The organism is Streptomyces physcomitrii (assembly GCF_012273655.1).
Lineage (GTDB): Bacteria > Actinomycetota > Actinomycetes > Streptomycetales > Streptomycetaceae > Streptomyces > Streptomyces physcomitrii.
Genome location: NZ_JAAWWP010000040.1, coordinates 1 through 23,181, shown reverse-complemented (window position 1 = coordinate 23,181; position 23,181 = coordinate 1). Strand labels below are relative to the sequence as shown.

General features: G+C 72.5%; 22 protein-coding genes, 1 tRNA gene and 1 pseudogene. 14 read left to right on the top strand and 10 right to left on the bottom strand.

The genetic code is table 11. The features are described 5' to 3' along the window. A pseudogene (locus tag HFV08_RS30935) lies at positions 1–233 on the top strand (C4-dicarboxylate transporter DctA); the annotation flags it as partial. A gap of 117 nt (positions 234–350) precedes the next feature. Beyond that, a complete protein-coding gene (locus tag HFV08_RS30930; RefSeq protein ID WP_168543871.1) occupies positions 351–1,742 on the top strand; it encodes an FG-GAP and VCBS repeat-containing protein in 1,392 nt (463 codons plus the stop codon). Between the two features lie 123 nt (positions 1,743–1,865). On the opposite strand, the gene HFV08_RS30925 is transcribed toward HFV08_RS30930, so the two are convergent. Further along, positions 1,866–4,070, bottom strand: coding sequence for an MMPL family transporter (locus tag HFV08_RS30925; RefSeq protein ID WP_168543876.1), 2,205 nt, complete (start codon positions 4,068–4,070; stop codon positions 1,866–1,868). A gap of 119 nt (positions 4,071–4,189) precedes the next feature. Here HFV08_RS30925 and HFV08_RS30920 point away from each other — a divergent pair, with 119 nt between their 5' ends. Together HFV08_RS30920 and HFV08_RS30915 are read left to right on the top strand one after the other, a co-directional pair. Continuing rightward, a complete protein-coding gene (locus tag HFV08_RS30920; RefSeq protein ID WP_040252101.1) occupies positions 4,190–4,837 on the top strand; it encodes a TetR/AcrR family transcriptional regulator in 648 nt (215 codons plus the stop codon). Between the two features lie 265 nt (positions 4,838–5,102). After that, entirely contained in the window at positions 5,103–5,621 is a 519-nt protein-coding gene (locus HFV08_RS30915; protein WP_168543870.1) for an ATP-binding protein, read from the top strand. Between the two features lie 153 nt (positions 5,622–5,774). Here the strand turns inward: HFV08_RS30915 and HFV08_RS30910 are convergent, their stop codons facing one another. The 6 genes from HFV08_RS30910 to HFV08_RS30885 form a co-directional block, all read right to left on the bottom strand. Beyond that, entirely contained in the window at positions 5,775–6,272 is a 498-nt protein-coding gene (locus tag HFV08_RS30910; RefSeq protein ID WP_040252098.1) for a MarR family winged helix-turn-helix transcriptional regulator, read from the bottom strand. Positions 6,273–6,417: 145 nt separating this feature from the next. Then, positions 6,418–7,629 carry a PP2C family protein-serine/threonine phosphatase gene (locus tag HFV08_RS30905; RefSeq protein ID WP_312885902.1) on the bottom strand — a complete coding sequence of 404 codons (1,212 nt, stop codon included), beginning with the start codon at positions 7,627–7,629 and terminating at the stop codon, positions 6,418–6,420. Continuing rightward, on the bottom strand, positions 7,626–8,654 hold the full coding sequence (locus tag HFV08_RS30900; RefSeq protein ID WP_312885901.1) for an ATP-binding protein: 1,029 nt from the start codon (positions 8,652–8,654) through the stop codon (positions 7,626–7,628). The genes HFV08_RS30905 and HFV08_RS30900 overlap by 4 nt, the downstream gene beginning before the upstream one ends. Further along, on the bottom strand, positions 8,651–9,034 hold the full coding sequence (locus tag HFV08_RS30895; protein ID WP_168543873.1) for an anti-sigma regulatory factor: 384 nt from the start codon (positions 9,032–9,034) through the stop codon (positions 8,651–8,653). The genes HFV08_RS30900 and HFV08_RS30895 overlap by 4 nt, the downstream gene beginning before the upstream one ends. Before the next feature lie 77 nt (positions 9,035–9,111). Then, complete coding sequence (locus tag HFV08_RS30890; RefSeq protein WP_168543869.1) at positions 9,112–9,537, bottom strand: STAS domain-containing protein; 426 nt, start codon at positions 9,535–9,537, stop codon at positions 9,112–9,114. Beyond that, the gene (locus tag HFV08_RS30885) at positions 9,534–10,412 is read right to left on the bottom strand and encodes an STAS domain-containing protein (protein WP_168543868.1); all 879 of its coding nucleotides are present in this window, start codon (positions 10,410–10,412) and stop codon (positions 9,534–9,536) included. Before HFV08_RS30885 ends, HFV08_RS30890 begins: the two co-directional genes overlap by 4 nt. A 229-nt stretch (positions 10,413–10,641) precedes the next feature. Here HFV08_RS30885 and HFV08_RS30880 point away from each other — a divergent pair, with 229 nt between their 5' ends. From HFV08_RS30880 to HFV08_RS30855, 6 genes are all read left to right on the top strand, one after another. Then, the gene (locus tag HFV08_RS30880) at positions 10,642–11,838 is read left to right on the top strand and encodes a PP2C family protein-serine/threonine phosphatase (protein WP_168543867.1); all 1,197 of its coding nucleotides are present in this window, start codon (positions 10,642–10,644) and stop codon (positions 11,836–11,838) included. A 53-nt stretch (positions 11,839–11,891) separates the two neighbouring features. Continuing rightward, complete coding sequence (rpmF, locus tag HFV08_RS30875) at positions 11,892–12,056, top strand: 50S ribosomal protein L32 (RefSeq protein WP_168543866.1); 165 nt, start codon at positions 11,892–11,894, stop codon at positions 12,054–12,056. Positions 12,057–12,353: 297 nt separating this feature from the next. After that, complete coding sequence (locus tag HFV08_RS30870) at positions 12,354–13,463, top strand: helix-turn-helix domain-containing protein (RefSeq protein ID WP_168543865.1); 1,110 nt, start codon at positions 12,354–12,356, stop codon at positions 13,461–13,463. A 166-nt stretch (positions 13,464–13,629) separates the two neighbouring features. Further along, positions 13,630–14,175, top strand: coding sequence for a DUF2975 domain-containing protein (locus HFV08_RS30865; protein ID WP_168543864.1), 546 nt, complete (start codon positions 13,630–13,632; stop codon positions 14,173–14,175). Next, the gene (locus HFV08_RS30860; RefSeq protein ID WP_168543863.1) at positions 14,175–14,426 is read left to right on the top strand and encodes a helix-turn-helix domain-containing protein; all 252 of its coding nucleotides are present in this window, start codon (positions 14,175–14,177) and stop codon (positions 14,424–14,426) included. Before HFV08_RS30865 ends, HFV08_RS30860 begins: the two co-directional genes overlap by 1 nt. 207 nt (positions 14,427–14,633) lie before the next feature. Continuing rightward, entirely contained in the window at positions 14,634–15,398 is a 765-nt protein-coding gene (locus HFV08_RS30855; RefSeq protein ID WP_312885900.1) for a hypothetical protein, read from the top strand. Between the two features lie 67 nt (positions 15,399–15,465). Here the strand turns inward: HFV08_RS30855 and HFV08_RS30850 are convergent, their stop codons facing one another. Continuing rightward, entirely contained in the window at positions 15,466–16,353 is an 888-nt protein-coding gene (locus HFV08_RS30850; RefSeq protein ID WP_168543861.1) for a hypothetical protein, read from the bottom strand. A gap of 323 nt (positions 16,354–16,676) precedes the next feature. Further along, positions 16,677–16,750, bottom strand: a tRNA-Thr gene (locus HFV08_RS30845). A gap of 330 nt (positions 16,751–17,080) precedes the next feature. Here HFV08_RS30845 and HFV08_RS30840 point away from each other — a divergent pair. The 4 genes from HFV08_RS30840 (at position 17,081) to HFV08_RS30825 (ending at position 21,338) form a co-directional block, all read left to right on the top strand. Next, on the top strand, positions 17,081–18,217 hold the full coding sequence (locus HFV08_RS30840; protein ID WP_168543860.1) for an ABC transporter ATP-binding protein: 1,137 nt from the start codon (positions 17,081–17,083) through the stop codon (positions 18,215–18,217). A gap of 296 nt (positions 18,218–18,513) precedes the next feature. After that, positions 18,514–18,954 carry a hypothetical protein gene (locus HFV08_RS30835; RefSeq protein WP_168543859.1) on the top strand — a complete coding sequence of 147 codons (441 nt, stop codon included), beginning with the start codon at positions 18,514–18,516 and terminating at the stop codon, positions 18,952–18,954. A gap of 256 nt (positions 18,955–19,210) precedes the next feature. Further along, entirely contained in the window at positions 19,211–19,942 is a 732-nt protein-coding gene (locus HFV08_RS30830) for a nucleotidyltransferase family protein (RefSeq protein WP_168543858.1), read from the top strand. 238 nt (positions 19,943–20,180) lie between these two features. Next, positions 20,181–21,338 (top strand): sensor histidine kinase, encoded by a 1,158-nt coding sequence (locus HFV08_RS30825; protein ID WP_168543857.1) that lies wholly within the window; start codon positions 20,181–20,183, stop codon positions 21,336–21,338. A 168-nt stretch (positions 21,339–21,506) separates the two neighbouring features. On the opposite strand, the gene HFV08_RS32020 is transcribed toward HFV08_RS30825, so the two are convergent. After that, positions 21,507–22,943 (bottom strand): DoxX family protein, encoded by a 1,437-nt coding sequence (locus HFV08_RS32020; protein ID WP_446696852.1) that lies wholly within the window; start codon positions 22,941–22,943, stop codon positions 21,507–21,509. Between the last annotated feature and the right edge of the window lie 238 nt (positions 22,944–23,181).

Sequence of the window (23,181 nt, the reverse complement as noted above, 5' to 3'; positions counted from 1 at the left end):
TGGCGACGCTGCTGGTCGGGACGTGGACCAAGGAGATCGACAAGGGCCGGGTCCGTGAGGTCCTGGCGGGCAGGGCGCCCTTCGACTACGGCAGGCTCGACAAGGCCGCCGCCGACGGCCCGGACGGGCATCAGGGCGGCGAGCCCCAGGACACCGCCGAGGCCCCCGCCGAGGTCCCCGCCGAGGTCCCCGGCGACGGCCCCACCGGCAAGCCCGCCAAGACCGCCCGCTGAGCGTCCCGACTCCCGGCTCCCCGGCCCTCGTACTCCTCCGCCCGGACTGGTTCCATGGGGCGCGTACCGGCGCCGAGGGGGGCCGGGCGCCGAGCAGCAGATGGAGGAATGGACCGGATGGTACGAGGCAGGATCACGGCGGCCGCGGTGGCCGCCCTGGTGGTGGCGGGGGCCCTGGGCGGCGGCACGGCGAGCGCGGCGGCGGCCCCGCCGCCCGGTGACGTGGACGGCGACGGCTACGCGGACCTGGCGGTGGGCGCCCCCGACGGCACCATCGCCGGGCAGGCCAAGGCGGGTTACGTCTCCCTCACCTACGGCACCGCCGACGGGATCCGGGTGAGCCGCAAGAAGGGGCTCACCCAGAACACCGCCGGGGTCCCGGGGGTGCCCGAGCCGGGCGACGCCTTCGGCTCGACGGTGGCCGTCGGCGACCTCGACGGCGACGGCCACGGCGACCTGGTCGTCGGCGCCCGCGGCGAGTCCATCGGGACGGTGAAGGGCGCCGGTTCGGTCACCGTCGTCTTCGGCGACGCGAAGGGCCTGTCCACCGACGCGATCGCCTTCCACGCCCCGACTCCGGTCACCAGCCGCGGATTCGGCTCGGAGCTGGCGATCGGCGACTTCGACAAGGACGGGCGCGCGGACCTCGCCGTCGCCGACGGGGAGAAGGTCCGGGTGGTGCGCGGCGCCAAGAACCTCCGGGACACCCCGGCGCCCCGCCTCACCTCCTTCACCCCGCCCGGCGGCGGGGCGGGCATCGGCAACCTCACCACCGGGGACGTCGACGGCGACGGCTACGCGGACCTGATCAGCACCGCCTACTTCGACGACCCGGCCGACGAGGGCACCCTCGGCGTACTGCCGGGCACCGCGAGCGGGTTGAGCACCAAGCCGCTGGGCAAGAGCGTCGGCCTGCCCTTCGCCGGCTACGTACCGGTGGCCGGGGACATCGACGGCGACGGCCGGGACGACGTGGTCGTCGACACCTCCTTCGAGGACGGCCCCGAGGACTTCAAGCTGCGCACCTTCCCCGGCACCGCCGAGGGCCTCGGCGCGGGCACCCCCTACGGCGGCGACCCGGTCCCCGGGCGGGCGGCGCTGCTCGCGGACACCGACGGCGACTCGTACGCGGACCTGGTCGTCGCCGACCCGCAGGCGCCGGACGAGGACGGCTACAACAACGCCGGTTCGCTCACCGTCGTGCCGGGCGCCGCCGGGGGCCTCACCCCGGACGGGGCGCGCGAGCTGAACCTGGGCACCCCGGGGGTGGTCGGCGCCCAGGAGACCAACAACCTCTTCGGCGCCGCCGTCTCGGCCGCCGACTTCGACGCGGACGGCCGGGCGGATCTCGCGGTCGGCGCCCCCGGCAAGTTCCTGGGCACCGGCGCGGTCAGCGTCCTCCCGGCCGCGGCGGGCGAGGGCTCGCTCCTCATCGACCCGGAGAGCTTCGACCACCCGGCGGTCAAGGCCCGCTTCGGGTCGGCGGTCTCGGCGGTCCCGGGGCACTGAGGCCCCGCGCCCGCGGCGCATCCCGGCGCCCCCGCCCCGGCGGGCGTACCCGCCACCGCCCCGGCAGCCGTACGGCCCGGTCCACCTTCCTCGGTGGGCCGGGCCGTTCGCGCGCCGGCGGGCTCAGACCCCGGCCGGGTGCCGCTCCTTCGGCTGCTCGGCCGGGGCGCCCTCCTTCAGGCCCAGCCGGGCGTGGACCGCGCGCAGCGGCCGGGGCGCGTACCAGGCCGTGCGGCCGAGGAGGCGCATCGCGGCGGGGACCAGGACGCCGCGTACCGCCACCGCGTCGATGAGGATGGCCAATCCGCTGCCGAGGCCGAACATCTGGATGAAGCTGACCTTGGCGGTGCCGAAGGCGAAGAAGCTCACCGCGAGCAGCCCGGCGGCCATGGTGACGATGCGGCCGGTGTGCGAGAGCCCGCCGGAGACGGCCTCGCGGGTGTCGGCGCCCTGGTCGTGGAGTTCCTTGATGCGGCTGGTGACGAAGACCTCGTAGTCCATGGACAGGCCGAAGGCGATGCAGAACAGGAGCACCGTCATCGAGGTGTCCATGGGCTGCGGGGTGAAGCCGAGGAGACCGCCGAGGTGGCCGTCCTGGAAGATCCACACCATGGCGCCGATGGCCGCGCTGAGGCTGAGGCCGTTGAGGACCAGGGCCCGCAGCGGCTGCACCACGCTGCCGGTGAAGAGGAAGAGGATCACGAAGGTGCTGCCCGCGACCAGGCCGATCGCGGCCGGGAGCCGGTCGGCGATGGAGTCCTTGGAGTCGACCAGGCGGGCGTCGGCGCCGCCGACCAGGGTGGTCGTCCCGGCGGGCGGTGCGGCCGCGCGGATGTCCTTCACCAGGTCCTGGGCGGCACCCGACTTGGGCGCGAGAGCGGTGACCACGGTGATCCGCTGGGCGTCCGGGCGGCCGAGCGCCCTGCTCGCGGGCCCGGGCCGCTCGAAGGCGCCCTCGCGGTAGGTGCCCGCCGAGGTCTCCACCCGGGCCGCGCCGTCGAGCCCGGCCAGCCGCTGTGCGTAGGAGCGCAGTTCGGGCGCGGCCACCGGTCCGCTGGTGACGATCTGCACCGCCGACTCCTCGCTGCCGGTGAAGTCGTCCTGGACGGCGCCCGCGACCTGGCGGCTCTGCGCGCTCTCGGGCAGGACGCGTTCGTCGGGGGTGCCGAAGGTGACGCCGAGCAGCGGGCTCGCGGCAAGGAGCAGCACCCCGAGCACCGGCAGCGCGGTCAGCGCGGGCCTGCGCATCACCGTGCGGGCGAGCCTGCCCCACAGCGGGGCCTCGGCGCCGCGGAGGCGGTGGGCCCAGGGCAGCCGCCCCTTGTTGACCCGGTGGCCGAGCACCGCGAGCAGCGCCGGGATGACCACCAGGGCGCTGACCGCGGCGATGGCGACCACGCCGATGCCCGCGTAGGCGAAGGAGCGCAGGAAGTACATCGGGAAGACGAGCAGCGCGGCGAGGGCGGCGGCGACCGTCGCGGCGGAGAACAGGATGGTGCGCCCCGCGGTGTGCACGGTGCGGCGCAGCGCGTCCGGCACCTCGGCCCCCTCGGCGAGATGCTCGCGGAAGCGGCTGATCATGAGCAGCGCGTAGTCGATGCCGAGGCCGAGGCCGAGCGCGGTGGTCAGGTTGACGGCGAAGACCGAGACGCTGGTCGTGCTGCCGAGGACGTACAGCTCGGCGAAGGTGCCGACGATCGCGATCAGCCCGATGGCCAGCGGCAGCAGCGCCGCGACCAGGCTGCCGAAGGCGAGCACGAGAAGGAGCAGGGTCAGCGGTACGGCGATGGTCTCGGCGAGGGCGAGGTCCTTGGCGACCTGGGTGGGGATCTCGTCGTTGACCGCGGCGGCGCCGCCCGCCCGCACGGTGAGGCCGTCCCGGTCGCCGGTGTACTCGTCGAGCAGGGCGGCGGCGTTGTCGCCGCGCTCGGTCTCGTCGCCGCGCACATGGGCGAGGATCAGCGCCTGGTCGCCGTCCCGGGAGGTCAGCGCGGAGGCGCCGGTGTCCCAGTAGGAGACGACATTGGCGAGGGCGGGCTCGTCCTTCAGCTCCGCGGTGAGGGCGCGGCCCTCGCGCGCGGCGGCGGGGGCGTCCAGCGGCCCGTCCGCGGAGCGGACCAGGAGCACCAGATTGCTCTCGCCGCCGAACTTCTCGTCGATGACCGCCTGGGCCCGGGCGGAGGGCGCGGCCGGGTCCTCGAAGCCGCCGCCGAGGAGCTTGCCGAAGGCCCCGAAGCCGAGCGCGGCCATGGCGACGACTGCCGCCAGGGTGAGCCCGAGCAGGAGGCGGCCCCGCCGTAGGGCCAGATCGGTAACGCGATCGAACACGGTCATCACCCCGTAGTGAATGTTTACGTGATTAACATCTACCGTGGCACACTCTTGTTAACGGCGTCAACATTTATCGGGGTCATCAGGCAGGATGGAGTCATGGACGGGAACGAGTCATGAAGGCGACCCACGGCGGCAGGGCCCGCTACCACCACGGCGACCTCCGCAACGCGCTCATCGAGGCCGCGATCGAACTCGCGGCGCTCGGCGGCCCGGAGAAGGTCGTGCTCCGCGAGGCCGCCCGCACCGTCGGCGTCTCCCCCACCGCCGCCTACCGGCACTTCGGCGGCCACGGCGACCTCCTGGAGGCGGTGAAGGTGCGCGGGCAGCAGGCGCTCGCCGATTCGATGGCCGAGGCCGTGGCGGCGCTGCCGGGCCTGGACGACCCGGGCGAGGAGGCCGAGCGCACCGCCAAGGCGATCGGCCGCGGCTACCTCCGCTTCGCGCTCGACCAGCCGGGCCTGTACCGCACCGCCTTCTGCCGCACCCCCCTCGACGAGGAGGACGACTTCAACGGGCTCCAGGCCCCCGACCGGCCGGAGTTCGCGGCCTTCGTGCTGCTCTCCGAGGCGCTGGACGCGCTGGTCGCCGCGGGCCGGATGCGCCCGGAGAACCGGCCCGGCGCCGAGGCCGCCGCCTGGTCCTCCGTGCACGGACTCGCGCTGCTCATCCTGGACGGCCCGCTCGCCCGGCTCCCCGGCGAGGAGCGGGACGCGGTGATCGAGGGCACCCTCGCGACCCTCGTCGCCGGCCTCACCCGCTGACCGGCGCCCGCGCCCCCGGGCTCGCGACCTCACGACCTCACGACCTCACGAGCTGGAGCGAAACCTCCCCGTCCGCGCCAATTCCCTTAGAGCCGCGGCCAATTCACCGCGGGAATTCGCCGAAGCCGCCGCCGCGTATCGCGCGGGCTCATTCCTTCCGCTTCCTTCCGCTCCCCGGCGGATCCCACCTTCAGGGGTGGCGGACGTGAATGAGCCGAACGTTTCCGGGCAGCCGAAAATGAGCCCCAACGGGAGCGTGATACGCATGGAACAGCGCACTGTCGAGCGAGAGCGCACCGCGACCCTCGAACCGGCCGACCTGCCGGAAGAGCTTCCGCGGAAGGCGGCGGCCGCCCGCGAACAGGTACGCGACCTGGTGAGCGCGGGGGAATTGCCGGGCGCCGACGAAGCCGCGGCCAAGGCCTTTCTCGGTGACGCCCTCCTGGTCACCTCGGAACTGGTCACCAACGCCCTGCGGCACGGTGACGGAATGACGGACTTCACCGCTCAACTCACCGCGGACGGACTGGAGATCACGGTCAGCGACCGCAGCCCGCTGCTGCCCCGCCCGCAGTTCAAGGAGGGCGACCCCGCCATCGGCGGCTACGGCTGGTTCCTCATCCAGCACCTCAGCGCGGGGACCACCATCTCCTCGCTCCCCGACGGCGGGAAGCGGATCGCCGTACGGGTGCCCTTCGGCGCGGCGGAGCCCGACCGGGCGGCGGCGGACGACCAGGACGGTCAGGGGGTGTCTTCGAAGTCCCGTACGTCGGCGGAAGGTTGAGCGCCGGCCGTACGGAGGCGGGGAGGACGCTCTTGCGGGCCGTACGAACGGGCCGTAGGGAGGAGCACGGCGAACGGGTCGTACGAAGGAGCGTGCGGGTCGCGCGGAAGGCGGCGACCGGAGGGGAGGGAAGCGACCGGACGGCGGGCGCGGCTAGGCAGTCGCCGCCGAGTCGTCGTGTCTTCGTGGGGAGCTTGCCTCCACCGCGGACTGGAAGCCCCGCAGTCCCTCCAGGAGTGCCTGGCGCTGGGCGGCGGGCATCGCGGAGACCATGGTGAGCAGGGCCTCGTCCCGGCGGCGGCGGAGGTCGGCGAGGTAGGAGGTGCCCTGGGCGGTCAGGCGCAGCTCCAGCTCGCGGCGGCTGGCGGGGCTGGGGGCGCGTTCGACGAAGCCGAGCGCCTGGAGCCGGTCGCACATCCGGCTGACCGAGGACGGGGTGGAGCCGAGCACATTGCCGAGGGTGCGCAGATTGATGCCGGACTCGCGGTCCAGGGTGTAGAGCACCCGCAGCTGGGAGGAGGACACCGGCGCCGGTGACACCGCGTCCCGGCCGCGCTCCCAGAGGACTTCGAGCAGTTCGGTGACCTCGCGGGCGGTGCGCGCTGCTTCGGCTGTGCGGCGATCGAGGGAAGACGGGTTCGCATCCTTCACTGGTACTCCTCTTCCGGATCGGCCACGATTTTACTCCTCGCTCCCGGGCACAGCTGCCCTGTCGCTCCTGGGCACAGCTGCCCCGTCGAGCGGCGCCGACACCCCCTGTTCCGCGGGGCGGCGCCCGGGGTCCCGCGCGGTGCCCTCACGGCTCCTCCGCGGCCGGTGCGCGGCGGACCGCGAGGGCGAGGGTGTCGTCGGAGTGCAGGATGACGGTGTGCATGTCGGCGGCGAGGGCGCCGGGGATCTCCGTCATGGGCCGGCGCCGGTGGCGGCGGGCGGCGGCGAGCAGCCGCAACTCCCCCTCGCTCGGGTCGCGGCGGCTCTCGGTGAGCCCGTCGGTGTAGAGGACCAGCAGGTCGTCCGGGTCCATCCGGGTGCGCAGGGTGCCGTCGCTGCCCGGCATCGGGAAGCCGATGCCGCGGCCCCGGATCTCCAGGAACTCGCCGGTGCCGTCGGCCCGTACGAGCAGGCCGGGCGGATGGCTGCCGTTGGCGATCTCCGTCTCGCCGGTCGCCGGGTCGATGCGGACCAGGAGCACGGTGGCCATCAGTTCGCGGTCGAAGGGCAGCAGGATCTCGTCGGTGCGCGCGATGATCGAGTCCAGCGGGTGGCCCTCCAGGGCCAGGGTCCGTACCGCGTGGGTGACGTTGAGGGCGCTGCGGGTGCTCTTGACGCCGTGGCCGAGGGCGTCGACGACGGTGATGTGCAGGGTGCCGTCGGCGAGGGTGAACCAGTCGTAGTGGTCGCCGCCGGTGGGGGCGTCGCTGTCGGCGGGCGCGTAGTGGATGCCCAGTTCGAGGCCGGGGACGCGCACCGGCGGCGGGCGCAGGGCGTCCTCCAGTTCGCGCAGCACCTTGCCGTGCGCGCGGCGGACCTCCTCCTCCTGCTCCTCCAGCTGGACGTAGAGGGCGAGTACGCCGCTGTTGGTCTCGGCGAGTTCGTGCTTGAGGCGGCGCTGCTCGGCGGTGAGTTCGTCGATACGGGCGAGCGCGGCCTTGAGTTCGTCCTCGTCGGGGGCGCCGGAGCCCTTCGGCAGCCGCCAGACGACGGCGGAGTCGCCGAGCAGTTCCGCGGGCAGCGGCAGGTCCAGCTCCTCGGGGTGCGGCGGCACCGCCGGGGGCGCGAACCAGGCGGTCAGCCGGGCGGGCCCGGAGCCGGGGGCGCCCGCGGTGCCCGGCGGCCGGTAGCCGAGGACGACCTCGCCGCCGCGGCCGAGGGCGGCCTCGGCGACATGGACCACGGAGAGCACCAGGCGGCTGCGGGTCTCCGGCGGCAGGGCCCGGATCTCCGTCATCGCCCGCAGGGTGTCGCGGAGTTGGCCGACGTCGCGGCAGGGGATGCCCTGAGCGCTCACGGCTGCCTCCCCGGTACCCGTACGGCCAGGGCGGTGGCGTCGTCGCGGGTGCGGCGGCGGTCGCGGCAGAGCGCGGCGGCCAGCAGCGGGGGCGGCAGGCGCAGCAGGAAGGGCGAGGGCGAATCCGCCCAGCGGTGGTCGATGCCGTCGCTGCACAGGACGAGGCCGGCGCCCGCGGGGGCGTCCAGGCGCTGCACCCGGGGCACCGGCAGGGTGAAGCCGACGATGCCGGGCTGGCCGGTGACCCGGGCGTGCACCCGCCGGTCGTCCAGGAGCATCAGGCGGATGTTGCCGATCCCGCAGGACTCGGCGGTCCCGGCCCGCAGCCGTACCAGGCCCGCGGCGGCGCCCCGGGTGCGGCGCAGCGCGCGGTGCATGCCGGTGAGGAGTTCGGGCAGCGGGCGCCCCGGTTCGCGCAGGAAGTGGCGCCGGGCGAGCTGGGCGGCCTCCGCGGCCTGCTCCCCGTGGCCGAGGCCGTCCACCACCAGCGCGGTCACCCCCTCCTCGGACTCGGCGACGGCCCAGGCGTCCCCGCAGGCGCTCTCGCCCTCCAGGGGCAGGCACACGACCCCGGCCGCGGTGTGCGGCGCGGGGGCGCCGGGGCGCCGCATCCGGGCGGACATCAGGGTGCCGCCGGCCTCGGTGCGGATGGTGAACTCGTCCGCGATCCGGCCGACCGCGCCGAGTCCCGCGCCGAGGGTGCCGGTGGTGCTGAAGCCGTCGGTGAGGCTGAGCGCCAGGTCGCCGATGCCGGGCCCGCGGTCCACGGCGAGGATCTCGATGCCCTCGCCCGCGGGCAGGTGCTGGAGGTAGAGGCTGCCGTCGCGGGCGTGCTTGTCCAGGTTGGCCGCGAGTTCGGAGGCGATGACGGCCGCCCGGTCCGGGAGCGCGCCCGGCAGCGCGCCCTCCCTGGCCACCGCCCGCGCCGTCTCGGCCGCGAGGTGGACGGCGCTGTGGTGGTCGACGCGGACCTGGCGGGTGGTCGTGCCGGGCACCGCCTCGGTGCCCGGGTCCACCGCGCTCACGCCCGGGTCCACCGGGTGACCACGACCCGTGTCCCGCGCCCCGGTTCGGAGCAGACCTGGAACTCGTCCATCAACCGCCGCGCCCCGCCGAGTCCGTGGCCGAGTCCCGCGCCGGTGGTGTAGCCGTCGGCGAGGGCGGCGTCGAGGTCGGCGATGCCGGGGCCCTGGTCCTCGAAGGTGAGCCGGAGCCCGCGCCGCGGCCCGTGCAGGTGCTCCACGGTCAGGGCGCCGCCGCCCCCGTGGACGTAGGTGTTGCGGGCGAGTTCGCTGGCGGCGGTGACCACCCGGGTCTGGTCGACCAGCCCGAATCCGGCCTCCACCGCGGCGCCGCGCACCGCGTGCCGGGCGGTCAGCAGGTCCTCCTCGGCCCTGATCGCGATACGGGCGGGGGCGCTCGGCGGGGGTGGCTCCTCGCCGGGTCCGCCGCCGAGGGCCCGCAGATCGTCGTCGTAGAGGGTCACGGTGAACCCCCGGGATCTCCGAGGGCGGCGGGCGCGGACGGTCCCGGCACGTGCGCGACCTGCTCCCAGCCCAGGGCGGCCATGCCCTGCTCGGCGTTGAGCGCGGTCTCCACCCCGGTGAGCTGGAGGCCGAGTTCGACGAGGGTGAGGGCGACCGCGGGGCGCATCCCGGCGACGATGACACGGGCGCCGAGCAGGCGGGCCACCGTGGTCAGCTCCATCAGGGTGCGGGCCACGAAGGAGTCGATGAGCTCCAGGCGCGAGACGTCGATGAGGACGCCGCGGGCGTCGTCGGCGGAGATCCGCTCGGTCAGCTCCTCGGTGAAGGCGGTCGCCGAGTGGTCGTCGAGTTCGTTGAGCAGTCCGGTGACCAGGACGTCACCGAGCCGCAGTATCGGCACTCCGGCCGTGCGGCCGGTCACCGGAGCACGGCGCCTTCGGTACGGGGACCGGACTGCCCGGTGAGTCTGAGCGACTCGGCGAGCGCGTCGGCGAGGGTGGCGCGGGTGAGGATCGCCGAGAGGTCGATGCCCAGTTGGGCGATGGTCTGCGCGATGGGCGGCCGGATGCCGCTGATCACGCAGTCGGCGCCCATCAGCCGCACCGCGTTGACGGTCTGCAGCAGATGCTGGGCGACCGCGGTGTCCACGGTCGGCACACCGGTGATGTCGATGATGGCGACCCGCGACTCGTTCTCCTGGATCGCCTCCAGGAGGTTCTCCATCACCACCTGGGTACGGGCGGTGTCCAGGGTGCCGATCAGCGGCACCGCGAGCACCTTGTCCCACAACCGGACGACGGGCGTGGACAGTTCGAGCAGCTGCCGGCTCTGCCGCTGGATGATCTCCTCGCGGCCCTCCACGTACGTCTCGAAGGAGAGCGCGCCCGCGGCGTCCAGGAGCCGGTTGATGAGCAGCGCGGCCGAGAGCAGTTCGCCGGTGTCGCTGGTGTAGCCGCGCACCGCCTCCAGGAGCGCCTCCTTGAGGGCGAGGACGGCGAGCGAGGTCCCGGTCGGAGTGGCGCCCGCCCGGGCCCGGCGCAGCGAGAGGGTGATCACGGCCTGCCGCAGTTCGCGGTGGGTGGTGACGACCCGCGCGACCGGTACGTCGTCCCGCAGGCCCGCGCCCAGGGCGTCGACGAGGGTGTCGGCCTCCTCGCGCAGCTCCGCCTCGGAGATGCCGGTGCCGAGGGCCGCCTGCTCCAGCTGGAGCTGGACCCATCTGTCGGCGACCACCTCACCGCGTTCCCGCAGCGCGCTGCTCACCAGCTCCCGGACAGCGGCTTCGTCGGCAGTCACGCCAGGTACCTTCCCCACTCCGTCGTGGTCGGTGCGGGGAGGATTCCGGGCTGGTGCCCGCGCCTCCACACTGACCCTTATTGTTGTCGGGAGACAACAGTATCCGCTGCCCTCGGACCCGCATAGCCTCCTTTGCGTACCCCTGTTCCCTTTCGGCACAGCGGCAGCGAGGTCTGGCCGCCCGAGCGCACCCGCCCCATCATCCACCCCAGAGAGCGGTCGCCTCCCCTTGGAAAGATTCTCGGCAGTGGAACGCGCGCTGCGCGGAGCTGCCCCCGACACCCTCCCTGACGTCCTGCGCGAGCAGTTGCGCGCCCGCTACGCGGCCACCGGCGGCGAACTGCTGATGGGCGACTACTCGATGACCCGGCTCCAGCCGATCGGCGGCCCTCCCGGCACCGCCCCGCTGCCGATGCACAGCGGGCCCGCGGGCCGCGCCTTCGGCGCCCAGGAGGCCCAGACCGTCCTGACCACCAGCCCCGCCCTGGCCGAGGTGTACCTGCCGGTCACCGTCCACGGGGACCGGCTCGGTGTGCTCAGCGTCACGCTCCCGGTCGAGCGGTACTCGGAGGAGATCCGCGACGAGCTCCAGGAGGTCGCCGAGGCCCTCGGCCACCAGATCGTGGTCGCCGAGCGGCACACCGACCGCTACGTACGGGCCCGCCGGGCGGACCGGCTCACCCTGGCCGCCGAGATCCAGTGGGAGCTGCTCCCCGGCCGCTCGCACTCCCACCCCGTCTTCGACCTCGGCGCCCAGCTGGAGCCCGCGTACTCCATCCACGGCGACAACTTCGACTGGACCACCTCGGACGGCCGGCTGACCCTCACCGTCACCAACGGCATGGGCGAGGGCATCGAGGCCGCGCTCCTGACCAGCCTCGCGGTCAACGCGCTGCGCAACGCCCGCCGCGCGGGCCTGGACCTGGTCGGCCAGGCCAACCTCGCCGACCAGGCGCTCTACGGGCAGCACCGCGGCGAACGGCACGTCTCCGCGCTGCTGCTGCGGTTCACCCTGGCCGACGGGCAGGCCGAGGTGGTGGACGCCGGTTCACCGCGGATGTGGCGGCTGCGGGAGGGCCGCGTCGAACCGGTCGAGCTGGAGGCGCAACTGCCGCTCGGCATGTTCGAGGACACCGTCTACGCGGTGCAGCGCTTCCAGGTCGACCCCGGGGACCGCCTCGTCTTCGTCAGCGACGGCGTCTACGACGCGGACTCCCTGCTCGGCGAACGCTTCAGCGACCGCGCCCTGACCCGCGCCCTCACCCGCAGCCGCCTGCTCCCGCCCTCCCAGGTCCCGTACGCCGTCCTGCGCGAGGTGGCGGACCACCGCGGCGAGGCCGACGCCGAGGACGACGCCATGGTGGTCTGCCTGGACTGGCACGGTCCGCAGGACGGAGCCGGGCGGGCGGAACCGACCACTTCATAATGGGATCCATTTTCATATAGCCTGGCGGCCCCACCCCCAGCCAGGAGTCAGCCATGGCCGTTCCCAAACGGAAGACGTCCCGCAGCAACACCCGCCACCGCCGCGCCCAGTGGAAGGCCGCCACCCCGCAGCTCGTCCCGGTCACCGTCGACGGCACGCCCCACCTCGTACCGCAGCGCCTGGCCAAGGCCTACGCACGCGGACTGCTGCGCCCCTGACACCGGGCGCACCACCGGGCGCACCACCGGACCCCAGGGCCACCGGCAGCCCCGCCCCGCGGCGGGACCGCCGGTGGCCCTTCCCGCACTCCACCCCGGCCCCCTTCCGCCGACTTCGCCCAACTCCCCTCCCCCGCAGGCCACTTCGGGCTCCGGCCCCCGACACCGGACACCGGACACCGGGGAACGGCGGCTTCGGGACGAGGGCCTTCGGCCGCCGGGCCCCGCGCACTGGGTACCCTCGGCGGCAGACAGAAGGAGACAGAGGCGACCGAAGGAGGGGGAACCCGGCAGCCCATGCTCGACGAGACCACCATCTCCTGCGCCCACGTTCCCCCCGCCGACCGCTTCGACTTCTGGAACGAGGTCATGCGGCGCACCATCGCACCCCTGGAACTCGTCAGCGCCCACCGCTCCGACTACTGGGCCGACCAGCGCATCCTCGAACTCGGCACGGTCACCGCCTGGCCGACCAAGAACCGGCCCACCCTCTACCGCCGCACCGCCCGGCACATCCGCCAGTCCGACCCCGAGTTCGTGCACATCGGCCTCTCCGTGGCGGGCCCGCTCCAAGTCACCCAGGACGACCGGCAGTTCCTCGTCCCCTCCGGCGACCTGCACATCGCGGACAGCTCCCGCCCGCATGAGGTCCGGGTGGGCACCTCGGGCCGGCTGCACATCGGCTCCTCCGTCAAGGTCCCCCGGGCCCTGCTCCCGCTCGGCCGCGACCAGATCGACCGCGCCTGCCCCCGGCACGTCCCCGGCGACCAGGGCTACGGCGCCCTGCTGCGCGAACTCCTCCTCCAACTCGCCGGGAGCAGCCACTCCTACGGCTCCGCGGACGGCCCGCGCCTCGGCATGCTCGTCGCCGACCTGCTCTCCGCCCTCCTCGTGCAGACCCTCGACGACGGCGCCCGCACCCTCAGCCCCGAGTCCCGGCGCCGCACCCTCCTGCTCCGCGTCAAGGAGTTCGTCCGCGCCCACCTCCACGAGGCGGACCTGACGCCCCGCACCATCGCCGCGGCCCACCACATCTCCCTGCGGCACCTGCACCGCCTCTTCGCCGACGAAGACCTCACCCTCTCCGCCTGGATCCGCCGGCAGCGCCTGGACCGCGCCCGCCGCGACCTCACCGACCCCACCCTGCGCAAGGTCCCGGTCCAACAGCTCGCCGCCCGCTGGCAGTTCCACAGCCCCTCCGACTTCAGCCGCGCCTTCCGCACCACGTACGGGGTGCCGCCGACGGAGTACCGGGCGAGGAGCGGGGGGCAGGAGAGCGAGGAACAGGCGCTCGGGGGGCCGGAGTTCAGGGGCCCGGAGTCCGGGGAGCAGGAGAGCCGGGGCAGGGACCGAGACGCCCACGGCCCGCAAGCCGTGACGCACGAAGTCCCCCGCCCGCCCCGATAGACGGTTCCCGCTTCCGCCCGGACCCGCCTCGCACCGCACCGCACGGAGCACCACCGCGGCAACCGGTGAGCATCACCGCCGCACCCGTCGACGCAACGCAACCCATCGACGAACCTATCGATTTACGATAGATTCCTATCGCCACTCGATAGATCAAGGAGTCTCGGTGACACCTCTCCTCACGCGCTCCCTGCGCGCCGCCCTCTGCGCGGTGTTCGCCCTCACCTTGGCCCTGCAAGCGTGGACGGTGGTCCTCGTCAGCACGGACCCCGCCCAGGACGTCACCGCCTCCGGCGAGCCCGTCGCCGCGACGGACGACGGCACCCTCGCCGAGATCGTCCAGGGCCATGGCCTCGCACTCGCCCTCTGCGCCCTCCCGGCCCTGCTCCTGCTGCAGGCCGTCGTCGTCTGCGTCTGGCGCCTGACCGGCCTCGCCCAGGACGGCAAGGCCTTCACCCCCGCCTCCCTCCCCTACCTCACCACCACCATCCGCGCACTGATCGGCATGACCGTCCTGCTGGCCGCCCTCGCCTTCCGCCTCGGCAGCACCCACGCCCTGCCGCTCACCTTCACCCTCTACCCCTACGGAGCCGCCCTGGCCGCAGCCACCGGTGCGCTGGTCATGCTCCTGCTGCGCACCCTGCTGCACGAGGCCATCCACCGCGACGGCGAAGCCACCCGCCTGCGCGGTGAACTCGCCGAGGTGATCTGATGCCGATCGTCCTCGACATCGACGTCATGATGGCCAGACGCAAACTCACCGCCGGCCGCCTCGCCGCCCGCGTCGGCATCTCCCCCGCCAACCTCGCCGTACTGAAGAACGGCCGCGCCAAGGCCGTCCGCTTCACCACCCTCGAAGCCCTGTGCGAGGTCCTCGACTGCCAGCCGGGCGACCTGCTGCGCTACGTCCCCGCCACCGACGACGACCCCGAACCCGCCGAACAGGACGGCCGGGAGGGGTGAGCGCGTCCCCGGCTGAAGGCGCGGTCGCCGGGCACACCACCTCGTACGAGGCGAAGATCGCCCGATAGCTGATGACTGATGCCCGATGCCCGATGCCCGATGCCCGATCGTGATCCACGGGCGGGCAACCCCGAGCGGCCTCCCGCTGTCTGTAGTGCGCCGGAGGACGAGCCTTCGGCGCCTTTCGGTACGGAGATCGGGGATCAGGTGGGGAAGAAGGTCTGGAGAGCTGCCGTGGCGGTCGGCGCGGCGGCGGTCTTCGCGGGGGTGGCCGCGGCACCGGCCGGGGCGGCCGAGGGCGGGGTCTCGTTCACCCGCGTCCAGGTGAACGGCGGCAAGCCCATCGTGATCGGGGTGTCGAAGGAGGTCGCGGTGCCCGTCACCTTCCGGATGGCGACCACCCGCCGGTGGGAGTGGCCGGCGGTGTTCCTGTACCGCAGCAATACGGACGACCGCCTGTGGCACGCCATCGAGACGGGCGATTGCATTCCGGCGGGCCGGGGCGTGTGCGACATCAAGGAGACGATGTTCTTCGACCCGAGCGTGTGGGACATGGACAACAGCGAGGCCGGAGCCTGGAAGGTCGCGGCCGAGGTCCACTTCGAGGACGACGGCGGCGACACCGACGACGAGGGCCTCACCGCCTACGTCAAGCGCAACTCCCGCCTGACCGTGAACGCCTCACCCGAGCCGGTGGCCAAGGGCAAGACCCTCACCGTGACCGGAAAGGTCACCCGGGCCGATTGGGAGACCAGGAAGTACGCCTCCTACCCGGGCCGCCGGGTGAGCCTCCAGTTCAAGCCCACCGGCACCACCACCTACACCACGGTGAAAAAGGTCTACGCGAACAACTCGGGCAACCTCAGCACCACCGTGAAGGCCTCCAAGACGGGCACCTGGCGCTGGGCGTACTACGGCAACACCACCACGGGGCCGTCGACTTCGACGGGGGACAACGTCGTGGTGAGGTGAGACTCCGGGGGGGTTGCCGGAACACCGGGACCGGGGCTGGGGCCGATTGAAATCCACCCGGACGTGACTACCGAGATTTCTCACGTTTTTCCTCGGCGGTCAGCAGCTTCAGACCGGGTTTCTCCAAGTCATCCTCAACCCCCCAGTAGTCAGTGTACTTATACGGGGGCAGAATCCCGGAGAGACGAAAAATCCCCACACCCTCACTGGGGTCATGAACTTCGAGAGAATTCGCCCTGCCGAGAGAATCCACATAGTCAACCTTCAGATGATACTCAACATAGTAATCTTCGACATTCGCATCCACGAAAATCTCAAAGCTCTTGCCGGCCGCAACGTTGCGTGACTCACTCGTGAAGTAGGGCTTCCCTCGCCTCGTAAAACTCGGATGACGAACATTCAGGTCGAGATCTACGAAGACCTCCCCCGGATTGGCTCCCCCGAGGGGCTCGATAAGCGTCTCGGATAAGGGCGCAGAACGCCTGCTCACCACCGGAGAAACATTGACTATCTTGATTGCGGAAGCGGAGGTGTTGGTAATGACGAGCTTATAGAAATTTCCCCCCACCTGCGTGGATCTCAACCGCTTGTGCAACTTCATAAAAGATTCCGGCTCCATCGCGTACGGGTCTTCCAGGACTTTCTTCTCCCCGGTACTCGTGACGCGCCCCGCGGAGACCAGCAGGCCACCACCCTCCAGAGGGGTTACAGCAGTTTTCACTTCCGCTGGAGAAGTCCCCTGATGACCTTCCTCCCGGAATATGCTCTTTATATTCTCCTCAACGAATGCACCCGCGCCCGTGATCGTGGTGGCGATGACGGCGGACAGTCCGGCTAATACAGCTGCGACTAACCAGTTGCGGGCCGGCGTCAAGCGTGTCGGCGGCTCGTCCGGCCGACGACGTCGCTCCGCGACCCTCCTCAAATTCTCCCTGCGCCCATTGCGTCCCACCATTGCGTTACCCACCCTCTGTCACACCTGAGGCACATCTACGGAGACGAACGATGAGCCTGACCGATCGGGCGCCCGCACTCTCCGAGGCGCTGCTCGCTGAACCACTGCGGGCCACTCGAAGGAGGTGACAGGACGTGCCCACGATCATGGAGTCCTCGGACACCCAGAGCACAGCCGGAACCGCCGCTCCGTCAAGGGCCGCTCCCACCTCACCGAGGAGGCCATGCGCCGCACGGGGGACACCACCCGCACCGGGCACCGGCGACGCATCCGGTGAACGAGAAACCCCAGGCCAACGACTTCCTGACCTGGGGTTCCACCAGAGCCCCCTGTCGGATTCGAACCGACGACCTACGCATTACAAGTGCGTTGCTCTGGCCATCTGAGCTAAGGAGGCGGGTGCGTCGCCGGGGCGGCGCGTAGACCGCACCAACCTTACACAGCCGGTGTTTCCCCGGACCAGCAGGAATAGCGGCCCCGAGGGGCCCGAGGCGCCGCCCGGCCCGACCCAGGCCGGACCGCGGGCCCCGCCCTCACCCCCGCTGTCACCAGCACGCCCGTACCTGCTGACATCCGGCCATTCCCCGGGTACTGTCGCCCCCAGTCCACGCAATGGACTACACCATCTCGATCCGCCCGGGCCCCGGCGCCCGGTCCCGGGGAGCGGTGGTGTCCACCTTTACTCGGATCGTCCGGCACGTTCCTGCCGGTGAAGGGGGCCCTCACCATGGCCACTGTGACGTTTGACAAGGCGACCCGGGTCTACCCGGGCTCGGAGAAGCCCGCGGTAGACGGGCTGGACATCGAGGTCGAGGACGGCGAGTTCCTCGTACTGGTCGGTCCCTCCGGTTGCGGCAAGTCGACCTCCCTGCGGATGCTCGCGGGTCTCGAGGACGTGAACCGCGGCGCCATCCGCATCGGCTCGCGCGATGTGACGCACCTGCCGCCCAAGGACCGGGACATCGCGATGGTGTTCCAGAACTACGCGCTCTACCCGCACATGTCGGTCGCCGACAACATGGGCTTCGCCCTGAAGATCGCCGGTGTGCCGAAGTCCGAGATCCGGCAGAAGGTCGAGGAAGCGGCCAAGATCCTGGACCTCACGGAGTACCTCGGCCGCAAGCCGAAGGCCCTCTCCGGCGGTCAGCGCCAGCGCGTGGCGATGGGCCGCGCGATCGTGCGCGAGCCCCAGGTCTTCCTCATGGACGAGCCGCTGTCGAACCTCGACGCCAAGCTCCGCGTCTCCACCCGTACGCAGATCGCCTCGCTCCAGCGGCGCCTCGGCATCACCACCGTGTACGTCACCCACGACCAGGTCGAGGCCATGACCATGGGCGACCGCGTCGTCGTCCTCAAGGACGGCCTGCTCCAGCAGATCGACTCGCCGCGGAACATGTACGACCGCCCGGCGAACCTCTTCGTCGCCGGGTTCATCGGCTCCCCCGCCATGAACCTGGTCGAGGTGCCGATCACCGACGGCGGCGTGAAGTTCGGCAACTCGGTGGTGCCGGTCAGCCGTGAGGCCCTGACCGCCGCCGCCGACCGGGGCGACACCACGGTCACCGTGGGCGTCCGCCCCGAGCACTTCGACGTCGTCGAGCTGAACGGCTCGGCCGCCAAGTCCCTCTCCAAGGAGGACTCGGACGCCAAGGCCGGCCTCGCCGTGCAGGTGAACGTCGTCGAGGAGCTGGGCGCCGACGGCTACGTCTACGGCAGCGCGCGGGTCGGCGGCACGGACAAGGACCTCGTGGTCCGTGTCGGCGGCCGCGACGTCCCGGAGAAGGGCGCCGAGCTGCACATCGTCCCGCGCCCGGGCGAGACGCACGTCTTCTCGACGTCGACCGGCGAGCGCCTCAGCGACTGAGCGACTGAGCTGCCGGGTCGGCCGATGAGTTGAGTCGACGGGTCGGCCGAGCTGAAGCCATGAAGGCATGAAGGCATGAAGAGGAGCCTCCGCACTTCGGTGCGGAGGCTCCTCTTCTTTGTCACCCGCCTACGCCGCAGCACGCTTCCTCAGCGGCCGTGAGACCACCAACGAAGGTGACATAGAGTCCAATTCGCCCGTATTCGTCAACACGGCAGATGAATTTTGCGGCCGTCCGTCGCTCGACAGAGTGACTAAATGTCGCCAAATCATCACTGCCCGCTACGCTCACTCGCGTGACACGACTCCACAAGCCGCAGCACCGCCGGGGCCCCGCCCTCGGCATCGGCCGCACGCTCGCTCTCGTACTGCCCGTCGTCCTGGTCCTGTCCGGGACCCTCGCGGTCACCCGCGTCAACTGGTCCGGCCACGGCTCCGATTCGATGCTCGCCGCCTCCGCCTCGGACGCCTCCACCCGTGCCGGTGCGCGCGCACCGCAGGACGTACTGCGCGACCGGCTCCTCCTCGAACTCCAGGAGGAGGATCCCGGGGTGGCGCTCACCCACCTCCAGGAGGAGGTCGACCGCAAGCCCTCGCTGGCCGCGCACTGCGCCTCCCTCGCACGGGCGCTGGGCCGTGCGGCGGTGAAGCAGTACGGGGCGACGCGGGCCCAGTCCTACGCCCGTCCCGTCTGCGACACCTCCTACGCCACCGGCGTGGCCGCCGCGATCGGCTGAGAACTGCCGGTCCTGTAGAGCTGAGGACCCCGGGTCCCGTCGAGCTGAGAACTGCCGGGCTCCGTCGGGACGAACACCTGGCTCGGGTCGGGAACAGCACGCACGTGGCGGACCTCGCACCGCCCGCGCCGCCGGGCGCCCGGCCCGCGGGGCTCCACGGGCCCCGGTCCCGGCCCTGGCCCTAACCCGCAGGGCTGCACAGACCGCGGCCCCAGCCCGTAGGGCCCCCTCCCGCGCGGCCACGTACAGTGCCGTCATGAGTGATCCGCACACCGAGGCGTACCCCACGCAGGCCGTCGTCCTGGCCGGAGGGCAGGGCTCGCGGCTGCGCCCGTACACCGACGACCGGCCCAAGCCGATGGTCGAGATCCCCGGTACGGGCACGCCGATCATCGGCCACCAGCTCGCCTGGCTGGCCGAGGAGGGTGTGACCGACGTGGTCGTCTCCTGCGGTCATCTGGCCGAGGTCCTCGAAGAGTGGCTCGACGCGGCCGATCTGCCCCTGCGGGTCACCACCGTGGTGGAGAAGGAGCCGCTGGGCCGCGGCGGCGGTCTGAAGTTCGCCGCCGCGCACCTGCCCCACGCCGACCGGCCCTGGTACGCGACCAACGGCGACATCTGGACCCGGTTCTCCCTGCGCGAGATGGCCGCCTTCCACGCCGAACGGGACGCCAAGGCCACCCTCGCCCTGGCCCGGCCGCGGATCCCCTGGGGCGCCGTCGAGACGGATGCCTTCGGCCACATCACCGACTTCATCGAGGCCCCGCCGTCCCCGTACCTGATCAACGCGGGTGTCTACGTCTTCGCGGCCTCCTTCACCGGTCTCCTGCCGGACCGCGGCGATCACGAGCGCGCGACCTTCCCCCGGCTCGCCCGCGAGAAGAACCTGGCCGGCTTCCCGATCCCGCACGGTGCCTACTGGCGTGCGATCGACACCGCGAAGGACCTGACCGAGGCGAGCAAGGAACTGGCCGCACTGGGCCGTTGACCCGCCTCCCCACCCCGGCCGGCGACCCGCTTCCGTACCGACCCCCGCCCCGGCCGGCGACCCGCTTCCCTACTGACTGACCCCGCACCGAACCGCGCTGCCCGCATCCCACCGCACTGCACTCACTGCACCGCACTCACAGCACTCACCACACCGCATCCAACCTGCGGTACACCGCAGCGAAATTATGCGGTTTACCGCAGTCCGCCCCGGCTTGCGGCTGGCTAGCGTTTCCGCCATGAGAAAGCTTCTGCGCCGCTGGGCCCGCCTCTCCTTCGGAATCCTGCTGGGCTCCCTGACGGCACCGGTCGAACTCCTCCTCGTGGCGCTCGGCGGCGGATGGCTGCAGGGCGCCCCGGACCGGGGTCCCGAAGGCCCCGGCACCCTGAGAGCGACGCGGTACGCATGGGGCCTGGCCTACACCGGCCAGAGACGCATGTCGCGGTACTACGGCACCTCCCCGCCCTGCCCGCACCCGGTCCCGGGCTCCCGCGTACTCGCCTATCTCGCGGCGCGCTCCGGGGTGGGACTCCTCGGCGGCGCGGCCCTGTTCACCGGAATCGTCTGTACGGGCTACGCCTCTTTCCTGCTCTGGGGCTGGTTCCTGCTCCCCGAGCTGGACCACCCGGGCACGGTCTTCCTGACCGCGCTCGGCGGACTCTTCGGGCTGTTCCTCTCCGCCCAGGGCATACGAGGCGTGGCGCGCTGGGAGGAGTCCCTCGCCCGCCGCTTCCTGCGACCGTCCGACCGCACCGCGCTGGAGCGCCGCATCGGCGAGCTGTCCGAGAGCCGGGCCGGTGTGATCGAGGCGGTCGACGACGAACGGCGCCGTATCGAGCGGGACTTGCACGACGGCGTGCAGCAACGCCTGGTGGCGCTGGGCATGCTGCTGGGGCGGGCCCGCCGCGCCACCGACCCGGACCGGGCGGACGCCCTGCTGCGCCAGGCACACGAGGAGTCCCGGGACGCGCTCACCGAACTCCGGGACGTGGCCTGGCGGGTGTACCCCTCGGCCCTTGACCACCAGGGCCTGGAGGCGGCGCTGGAATCGGTCGCCGAACGCGCCGGGATATCGGTCGACCTGACGGCGGAGGTACCCGGCAGGCTGGCCTCCAGCGTGCAGACCGCGGCGTACTTCGTGGTCGCGGAGGCCGTCACCAACGCGGCGAAGCACTCCGGCGCCACCCAGGTCACCGCTCGGGTGACGCGGCACCGGGCCAGGCTGTGGATCCGCGTCGAGGACAACGGCGCGGGCGGCGCCGACCCGGCCGCCGGAAGCGGACTGAGGGGACTGGCCCGCCGCATCGCCGCCCTGGACGGCGCCTTCGCGATCGACAGCCCGGCGGGCGGCCCCACCGTGCTCACCGCGGAGGTGCCCTGCAGAAGCTGGACCTGAACCTGAACCTGAATCTGATCTGAACCAGGGCCGGGCCCGAATCCGAACCAGGGCCGGGGACACGGTTGTTGAAGGGTACGGGTCAGCGAGGGCAGGAGGCGGCCTCCGGGCACGGAAGCCGGTAGCTCCGGCGGTCCGGGACGGTCCTGGCCCGCGCTCGCCCTCTGCCTATCCGAGCAGCCCGCCCACCAGCCCGCCCGAGTTGCCGCTGCTGCTTCCCCCGCCAGTGTCGCCACCACGCTCGTTGCCGCCGCTGCCCGGGTCGCCGCCCGTGCCGCCGGTGGAGGTGGTGCCGCCGCTGCCGCCGGAGGAGCCGCTTCCGGCGGGCGGTTCGGCGGGGGGCGCCTGTTCCTGCGGTGCCTGTTCGCCCGGGGAGTCCCCGGGGCTCTGGACACCGTCCTGGGCGGAACCTCCGGTGCCCTCCTTGGAGACTCCCGAGCTGGGCGCGGAGGACGCGGAGGAGCCCGGCTCCTCGCTCCCGGCCGAGGGACTGGTGGCGGAGGGGCTGCTGCCGCCGCGTTCCTTGTGGGACTCCTGCGGCAGCGGGGTACCGGGGAGCTGGTTGCGCGGGGTCTCGCCGGGCCCGGGCACCGTGACCCGGTCGGCATCGCGCACGGCGCCGCCGAGCACCGCGCCGACCAGCATCGCCAGGCCGACGGTGACCGCGGCGAGGAGGACACCGCGGCGCAGCACCCGTCGCCGCAGGTCCCAGAGGGCGGCCCGCGGGCCCAGGGTGCGCCAGGCCTCGGAGCTGAGCCTGCCGTCGGCCGAGTAGACCGGCGCCCCGGCGATGATCAGCGGGGACCAGGCGGCGAGGTAGATGATGTCGGGCGCGTCGTAGGCGGGGACGGTACGCCAGCTGACCGTCACCAGGAGGGCGGCGGAGAGGAGGGCACCGATGGCGGCGGCGAACCGCTGCCACAGACCGAGGATCGTCAGCACACCGACGAAGACCTGGAGGAAGGCGATGGTGAGTCCGGCCCCGACGGGGTGCGCCAGGGCGAAGTCACGGAGGGGTTCGGCGAGCGGCCAAGGGTGCAGGGAGTGCAGCCACTTGACCATGGAGCCGCGTTCGCCGCCGTCGAAGTAGACGGGGTCGCACAGCTTGCCCATGCCCGCGTACACGGAGATGAGGCCGAGGAAGACCCGCAGCGGCAGCAGCACCACGCCGAGGTTCATCCGGCGCCCGGGGTAGTAGGCGTGCCGTACCGCACGGTGCCTGCGGGCCGCCGCGTCCTCCGCCGGGTCGGCGGCACCGGGCAGGGGCCCCGGGTCGATCACCCGCTCCAGGACGAAGGTGTCGTCGTCAGCGAAGACGCCCTCGGTGTAAGGGAGTTGCTCCTCGGCGCCGCTGTTGGCGCCGGTGGCGTAGTCGTCGGCGTAGCCGAAGTCGGCGGTGCCGGTACTGCCGGGTCGGCCCGGGCGATCGGCCCCGCCGGAATCCACGCTGCCGAAGTCGGCACTGCCGGAGCCCGACCTGCCGGAGTGGATGCCGGAGCCCGACCTCTCCGGGCCGGAACCGGTGCCGGGGTGATGCGGGGCGAAGGCCGAGGCCTCCGTGTCAGCCGTGCGGCCCTCGCGCGCGGACTGGCCGGGGAGACCGATCGTGGTGTGCTCCGAGGCGTACCCGGCGGGGGCCCCGTGGTCGCCCTGCTCATAGGGCTCGGGTGGGCGGGTGTGCTCGCGGGGACCGCCGTCGAGGAAGCCGGTGCTGTCCCGGCCGGCCTCGTACAGGGAACCGCCCTGGAGCGTCGGGCCGGGCAGGGTGCCGTCCAGCAGGGCGGTCTCGTCCGGAGCGCCGGGGGCCGGACGCGCGGAGAAGGTGGAGGGGGAGGCGGGGTGG

Coding starts and splice junctions, on each gene's coding strand:
- HFV08_RS30850 (WP_168543861.1), bottom strand. CDS start 16,353: ATGGTGGGACGCAATGGGCGCAGGGAGAATTTGAGGAGGGTCGCGGAG.
- rpmF (WP_168543866.1), top strand. CDS start 11,892: ATGGCCGTTCCCAAACGGAAGACGTCCCGCAGCAACACCCGCCACCGC.
- HFV08_RS30830 (WP_168543858.1), top strand. CDS start 19,211: ATGAGTGATCCGCACACCGAGGCGTACCCCACGCAGGCCGTCGTCCTG.
- HFV08_RS30840 (WP_168543860.1), top strand. CDS start 17,081: ATGGCCACTGTGACGTTTGACAAGGCGACCCGGGTCTACCCGGGCTCG.
- HFV08_RS30920 (WP_040252101.1), top strand. CDS start 4,190: ATGAAGGCGACCCACGGCGGCAGGGCCCGCTACCACCACGGCGACCTC.
- HFV08_RS30930 (WP_168543871.1), top strand. CDS start 351: ATGGTACGAGGCAGGATCACGGCGGCCGCGGTGGCCGCCCTGGTGGTG.
- HFV08_RS30860 (WP_168543863.1), top strand. CDS start 14,175: ATGCCGATCGTCCTCGACATCGACGTCATGATGGCCAGACGCAAACTC.
- HFV08_RS30825 (WP_168543857.1), top strand. CDS start 20,181: ATGAGAAAGCTTCTGCGCCGCTGGGCCCGCCTCTCCTTCGGAATCCTG.
- HFV08_RS30870 (WP_168543865.1), top strand. CDS start 12,354: ATGCTCGACGAGACCACCATCTCCTGCGCCCACGTTCCCCCCGCCGAC.
- HFV08_RS30915 (WP_168543870.1), top strand. CDS start 5,103: ATGGAACAGCGCACTGTCGAGCGAGAGCGCACCGCGACCCTCGAACCG.